Origin of the sequence: Amycolatopsis ponsaeliensis (assembly GCF_030182635.1) — a bacterium.
Classification (GTDB): domain Bacteria; phylum Actinomycetota; class Actinomycetes; order Mycobacteriales; family Pseudonocardiaceae; genus Amycolatopsis; species Amycolatopsis ponsaeliensis.
Genome location: NZ_JAPZLD010000042.1, coordinates 98463 through 104778, shown reverse-complemented (window position 1 = coordinate 104778; position 6316 = coordinate 98463). Strand labels below are relative to the sequence as shown.

General features: G+C 70.4%; 6 protein-coding genes. 3 read left to right on the top strand and 3 right to left on the bottom strand.

Features of this window, described 5'->3' with window-relative positions; genetic code table 11:
- Positions 1–362 precede the first annotated feature (362 nt).
- Positions 363–1610 carry a hypothetical protein gene (locus tag QQ657_RS43210; RefSeq protein WP_284748175.1) on the bottom strand — a complete coding sequence of 416 codons (1248 nt, stop codon included), beginning with the start codon at positions 1608–1610 and terminating at the stop codon, positions 363–365.
- Positions 1611–2293: 683 nt separating this feature from the next.
- Positions 2294–3460 (bottom strand): pyridoxal phosphate-dependent aminotransferase, encoded by a 1167-nt coding sequence (locus QQ657_RS43205; protein ID WP_284748174.1) that lies wholly within the window; start codon positions 3458–3460, stop codon positions 2294–2296.
- A 29-nt stretch (positions 3461–3489) separates the two neighbouring features.
- Here QQ657_RS43205 and QQ657_RS43200 point away from each other — a divergent pair, with 29 nt between their 5' ends.
- A complete protein-coding gene (locus QQ657_RS43200) occupies positions 3490–4788 on the top strand; it encodes a DUF445 domain-containing protein (protein ID WP_284748173.1) in 1299 nt (432 codons plus the stop codon).
- 215 nt (positions 4789–5003) lie between these two features.
- Here the strand turns inward: QQ657_RS43200 and QQ657_RS43195 are convergent, their stop codons facing one another.
- Positions 5004–5474: a CGNR zinc finger domain-containing protein gene (locus tag QQ657_RS43195; protein WP_284748172.1), complete on the bottom strand. Its 471-nt coding sequence runs from the start codon at positions 5472–5474 to the stop codon at positions 5004–5006.
- 91 nt (positions 5475–5565) lie between these two features.
- Between QQ657_RS43195 and QQ657_RS43190 the strand changes: the two genes are divergently transcribed.
- Entirely contained in the window at positions 5566–5934 is a 369-nt protein-coding gene (locus QQ657_RS43190) for a VOC family protein (RefSeq protein ID WP_284748171.1), read from the top strand.
- Between the two features lie 7 nt (positions 5935–5941).
- Positions 5942–6316, top strand: a complete 375-nt coding sequence (locus QQ657_RS43185) for a TFIIB-type zinc ribbon-containing protein (protein WP_434056836.1) — start codon at positions 5942–5944, stop codon at positions 6314–6316.

Sequence of the window (6316 nt, the reverse complement as noted above, 5' to 3'; positions counted from 1 at the left end):
CACTGTCGAAACGATTCGACGAATCCGGGAGGCCGTCCGTGCGCCAGTCCCCGCTCCGCCGTGCCCTCGTCCCGGTGGTCGCCGCCACCCTGCTGCTGGCGCCCACGCCGGGGGGGGGGGGGCCCCCCCCCCCCCCGGGACCGGGATCCGACCCGGCCGGGCGCGGTCGGCCGGTCGGAAAGACTGTGGTTTCGCATGGGTTTTCGCCCCTGGGGTACGTCGGACGCCGTCGAGCGTCACGAGACGTGAAAGAGTCACGGGTCGCGTACTGGAGCAGGGGAATCGTCACGCCGTTACAGCGTGCACGTGCGCCTAGTTGATCTTGTTTTGGACGCAGTTCTCCCCGGCTGCCCGGTTCGGGGTCAGTCGGGGGAGGTGGTGGGCAGGGCGGCTTCCCTGCCCGCGCCGTCGACCTCGTGGTCGAGGCTGGTGCCGATGAGCTTCAGCTGGGTGGTGGTGGCGTCGTCGGCGTGGACGGCGAACGGGTGGCGGACGCCACCGGGGCCGTCGTGACCGGGAGCCGCGGTCGGTGCCGGCGCGCTCGGGGCACTGGTGCCGCCGGGCAGGCCCGGAGTGCTGTCGCCGCCACCGCCGTTGCGAGCGTGGACACCGGAGTCGCGCGGCTGTTCCTGCTGGGCGGACAGCGTGTTCTGCACCTCGACCAGGTGCACGACCGCGAACCGGGAGGCCGGCGAGGTCGTCGCGTCCGCCGCGGCGGGGGCGGTCTCGGCGACGGCGGTGGTGGTGGTCACCGGGGTGAGGACGTCGCCGACGATGCCGGTCACGGTGGCCGTGACGCCGCCCGAGTTCGAGCTGCCGCCCAGGATCGGGTCGAGGATGTCGTCGAGGGGGAGCAGGACGGGCGCGTCCGGGTTGTCCGCGGACGGCTGGGTGAGCGGCGCGAGGACGGTGTGCGACAGCGTGTTCGTGAGGGTGCTGACGGTGTTCAGCGTTCCGTCGACGGTCGTGGTGACCGTGTTCAGCGTGCCGCCGACGACGTTGAGGACGCCGCCGACGAGCCCGCCGAGCAGGTCGCCGGAGGAGGTCGCCTTCGTCGTGGGCTGGGTCAGCGGTTTGGTCGCGGAGGTGACGGTGTCGACGAGCCCGCCGAGGAGGCCCTGCGAGGAGGTCGCCTTCGTGGCCGGTTCTTCGGTCTGAGTGTCCTTCGTGGACTGCTTCGCGGTGGTCTCGGTGTCCGAGGACGGAGTCTCGGTTTCGTCCGCCTGGCTCGTGCACGTGGGGGCTTCGCGGTGGCTCTTGTGGTGTCTGCCGTGTCCGAAGGAGGGCTTGGCGGAATGGTCCACAGTGGAGGCGGCGGGGGCCTCCGGGCAGCTCGCCGTTTCGGCGGCGGTCGCGGTGCTGCCGGAGAGTGCGCCGGTGAGCAGCCAGCCGGCGAGGGTCAGGCCGCCGGCGACGAGGATCTTGGCCGCGGGCCGCTGCAGCGCGGCCGCCCAGGGCCGCGGCGTGCGCGTGGGGGATTTCCCGGCGGGAAGCGTGCTGCCTGCGGAAAGGCCCTGGCTCGGACGTGCGCCGGTTCCCCGGTGCGTTTCACCCGCTGTGAGCGCAGGCCGCGCGGGAGCGCTGCGGCGCGCGTTCGCCGTGCTGCTCACCGCCACCACCACCGTCCGCGCCTGAAACCCTTGCGTTGTCCGCTCGAGTTCGTTCTTGCTGGGGTCTTTCTCCGGCCAGGTCGCAGTTCCCCCGGGGCTGCACTCTTTCTAGCACCGCTCGGGAGTCTTTCATCTCTCCCGCGTTCGATCCAGCCCGTAAGGCGGAACGGCCCTACCGGGCAAGGTATCTGCGGCCGACGAGTTGATCACTCTCAGTGCCGTTCGGGTGCTTCTCCGCGGCCATTCGGACGAGTACTGCAACTTGCACATTCGGACGTTGACCTGATGTTTCCGCCGCCCCGATCGCTTTCCGTGCCGGACCTGTGGCTTTCGGTGCGCGGGACCGCGTTTCGGCCGGGCGATCGGGAAGTCGCCCGGAGTGTGGGACGAGCGCTGGGCCGAACGGGTCCACAGTGGTCGGCCGGGTGCGGATCCGGTCGCTCCGGTCCGTGATCATCGACGGCCGGAGGCCCGCTGGTCCGGACCTCGCTCGCCAGGCGACGCCGCAGACGCGAAATCGCCTTCACGATCGCGGAGCGTGACTACCGACTACGGCAACCGGTCGACCCCGTCCGGCCGGTGCCGCGCCGCGGCCTGACGCGCCCGGCCGCGGCCGGGGTGGTGCGTCGGCTTTTCGCTCCCGAATTCACCGCCGGAAACTTTCCGCCTCGCCGGCGCGGTCGTCAGACCAGTTTGCGCAATCGGGTGACGCCCTCGTCGATGACGTCGTTGCGCTTGCAGAACGCGAAACGCAGGAGGTGTTTCCACTCGTCCGGGTGATCGGTGAACACCTTGACGGGCACCGCCGCGACACCGACCCGGCCGGGCAGCTCCCACGCGAGGTCGGCGGCGTCGGTGAAGCCCAGCGGCCGCACGTCGACGCAGACGAAGTACGTGCCTGCCGTCGGCCGCACGGTGAACCCGGCGTCGGCCAGCCCGGCCGAAAGCCGGTCACGCTTCTCCTGGAGGCTCGACCGCAGGCCCTCGACCCAGGGCAGCTCGTGGTCGAGCGCGTACGCGACGGCCGGCTGCAGCGGCCCGCCGGACACGAAGGTGATGAACTGCTTCGCCGCCTTCACCGCCGCGACCAGCTCCGGCGTCGAGCAGACCCAGCCGATCTTCCAGCCGGTGCAGTTGAACGTCTTCCCGGCGCTCGAGATGCTCACCGTCCGCGGGCGCATCCCGGGCAGCGTGACGAGCGGGATGTGCTCGTTGTCGTCGAACACGAGGTGCTCGTAGACCTCGTCGCAGATCGCGATCAGGTCGTGCTCGACGCACAGTGCGGCGAGTGCCTCCAGTTCGGCGCGGGTGAACACGGTGCCGGTCGGGTTGTGCGGCGAGTTGACCAGGATCGCCCTGGTCCGCGGCGTGACGGCGGCGCGCAGGCCCTCGACGTCGAGGCCGAAGCGCCCGTCTTCGCCCTCGACCAGCCCGACGACCTTGCGTTCGGCGCCCGCCATCGCGACGGCGGCGGCGTAGGAGTCGTAGTAGGGCTCGATGACGATGACCTCGTCGCCGGGCTCGGTCAGCGCCAACAACGCTGCCGCAATGGCTTCGGTCGCACCCGCGGTGACCAGGATCTCCGTGTCCGGGTCGTACTCGGTGCCGTAGCGCAGCCGGTGCCGCGCGATGGCCGCGCGCAGCTCGGGGCGGCCGGGTCCCGGCGGGTACTGGTTCGCACCGCCGAACAGGGCGTTCTTGGCCGCGTCGAGCATGCCGGCGGGTCCGTCGGTGTCCGGGAAGCCCTGGCCGAGGTTGACCGCGTCGTGCCGGACGGCCAGCGCCGTCATCTCGGCGAAGATGGTCGACGTGAAGGGCCGCAGACGGGGGACGAGAGCAGGTTCGCGCACGATCAGCGATCCTCGCGGACAATGGCGGTGTGGAGCAACTGACCCCCGCCAAGGTGACGCCCGCCGACCCGCCGGGCGGCGCCGCCGGTGAAGAGGAAAAGCGGCGCGCGCTGCGCAAGATGAAGCTGGTCGCGCTGTCTTTCCTGATCGGCGCCACCGTCGTGTTCCTGCTCACGAGCTGGGCGCAGTCGGCAGGCTGGCCGGGCTGGGTCGGCTACGTGCGGGCCGCGGCCGAGGCCGGCATGGTCGGCGCGCTGGCCGACTGGTTCGCCGTGACGGCGCTGTTCCGCCACCCGCTCGGGCTGAAGATCCCGCACACGGCGATCATCCCGAACAAGAAGGACGCGCTGGGCAACAGCCTCGGCGAATTCGTCGGGTCGAACTTCCTCTCCGAGGAGGTCATCCGCGACAAGCTGAAGCGCGTCGAGATCGCGCGGCGCCTGGGTTCGTGGCTGGCGCAGGAGGACAACGCCGAGCGCGTGACGTCCGAGCTGGCCACCATGGTCCGGGCGGCGGTCCGCGTCCTTCGCGACGAGGACGTCCAGGCGATCATGGAGCAGGCGGTCGCGCGGCGGATCATCGACAAGCCGTGGGGCCCGCCGCTGGGCAAGATCCTGCAGGGCGTGTTCGCCGACGGCGCGCACCACAAGCTCGTGGACCTGATGTGCGACCGCGCGTACGAGTGGACCCGGGACAACCACACGACGATGCTGCGCGTGGTGTCCGACCGCGCGCCGAGCTGGTCGCCGAAGTTCGTCGACGAGATGCTCGCGGACAAGGTGTACGGCGAGGTGCTGTCGTTCGCCTGGGCGGTGAAGACCGACGTCAACCACCCGATGCGGCTGGCGCTGGACAAGTTCCTCGGCGAGTTCGCCCAGGACCTGCAGACCGACCCGGACGTGATGGCCCGCGCCGAGCAGGTGAAGGGCCAGATCGTGCACCACGAGGAGGTCCAGCGCCTGATCGGCTCGGCGTGGAGCACGGCGAAGGAGATGCTGCTGACGGCGGCGGAGGACCCGTCGAGCGAGCTGCGCCGGCGCGTCCGCCTGGGGCTGATGTCGCTGGGGTCCCGGCTGGTCTCGGACGACCAGCTGCGCTCGAAGGCCGACGGCTGGGTCGAGGGCGCGGCGGCGTACCTCGTGAAGAACTACTCGGGCGAGATCACGACGATCATCACGGACACGGTCGAGCGCTGGGACGCCGAGGAGACGTCGCGCAAGATCGAGCTCCAGGTGGGCCGCGACCTGCAGTTCATCCGCATCAACGGCACTGTCGTCGGTGCGCTGGCCGGGCTCGTCATCTACGCGGTCGCGGAGCTGCTGTTCTGAGGAGCTTGGCGGTATACCACACCTGGGGGAGCTTCAAACGAGTTGTCCACAGGAAGCTGAGTTATCCCCGGGGTTATCCACAGGTTTTCACGGTGATGGCCTAATCGCTGTCCACAACGTGTGGGGGTGTGGACGGCCGGGGGCGTGGATATGTGGTGCTCGGCCGGCGGGTTGTCCACAGGCTTTCGAGGGTCCGCCGCTCGGATGAGAGCGGTTCAGCCCGCCGCGGTCTCCGCCGCCCGGGCCCGCCAGCCGCGCGCTTTCTCGCGGTTTCCGCACACCCGCATCGAGCACCACGTGCGCGAGCGGTTCCGGGACTCGTCGTAGAACGCCCACAAGCACGTGTCGGCCGGGCAGATCTTCAGCCGGATCCAGTCGCCGCGCACCACCAGCCGGGCGCAGGCCGCGAACACCGCTCCCACGACGTCGTCCGCCACGAGGGCCGGGCCGTCGTCGGTCAGGGAGATCCGGGTGCCGACGTCGAGGCTTCCGCCCGGCAGCCGCGGGTCGCCGATCGCCGCGCGCAACGCGTCACGCGCCGCACGGGCTTCGGGGGCGGGATTGGCCGTCAGCGCTCTCCCGGACGCCCACCTTCGCCACTGCCCGGGATCTTCGAGCAGGTCAGTGCCCTCTTCGATGTTGACCGTGTTGAGGAACTCCACGACGAGGGATGCGTCGGTGTGCACGAACCCAGTGTACGGCGGTCGGTGGTTGCTCCCGCGTGCACTAACCCACATACTTCTTTCGCTGGTTATCCGCGATCGAGAGGAGCGACGCATGAGTGCGGTACCGACGCTGGGTGTGGTGGCCCTGGACTGCCCCGACCCGGTGGCGCTGGCCAGGTTCTACCGGGCGGTGCTGGAGTGGGACGCACCTGACGTCTCCGACGACGGCCACTGGGTCACGCTGGCCAACCCCGCCGGCGGCGCGGGCATCGCCTTCCAGCGGGTGCCCGACTACCGGCCGCCGGCGTGGCCGTCCGCGGACAACCCCCAGCAGCTGCACCTGGACCTGAACGTCACGGACCTGGAAGCGGCGCACGAGCGCGTGCTCGGCCTGGGCGCGAAACTGCTGGACGACGGGCCGGAGACCTTCCGCGTCTACGCCGATCCGGTGGGCCACCCGTTCTGCCTCTGCGCCTGCTGACCGATTTGTGCGTAGGCTCGCATGTGTGATTTGTCCGAAGTGTCAGAACCAGATGCGGACCGTGGACAAGAACGGCGTCCACATCGACCAGTGCGAAGGCTGCCGCGGGATCTTCCTGGACCGCGGTGAGCTCGAAGCGATCTCCGGTGCGGAGAGTTCGTTCTACGGCAGCCAGCCACCGCCCTACCAGGGCGGCGGCCACGGCCGTCCCGACTCGCCGCGGCCCTACCGCGGCGGCTATGCGGATTCGCCGAAGGGCTACCGGGGAGGCGGGTACGCGGACTCGCCCAAGGGCTACCGCGGCGGCGGGTACTCGGATTCGCCGAGGCCGCACGGGCACGGCCACCGCAAGCGCGGCTTCCTCGAGAACCTCTTCGACTGA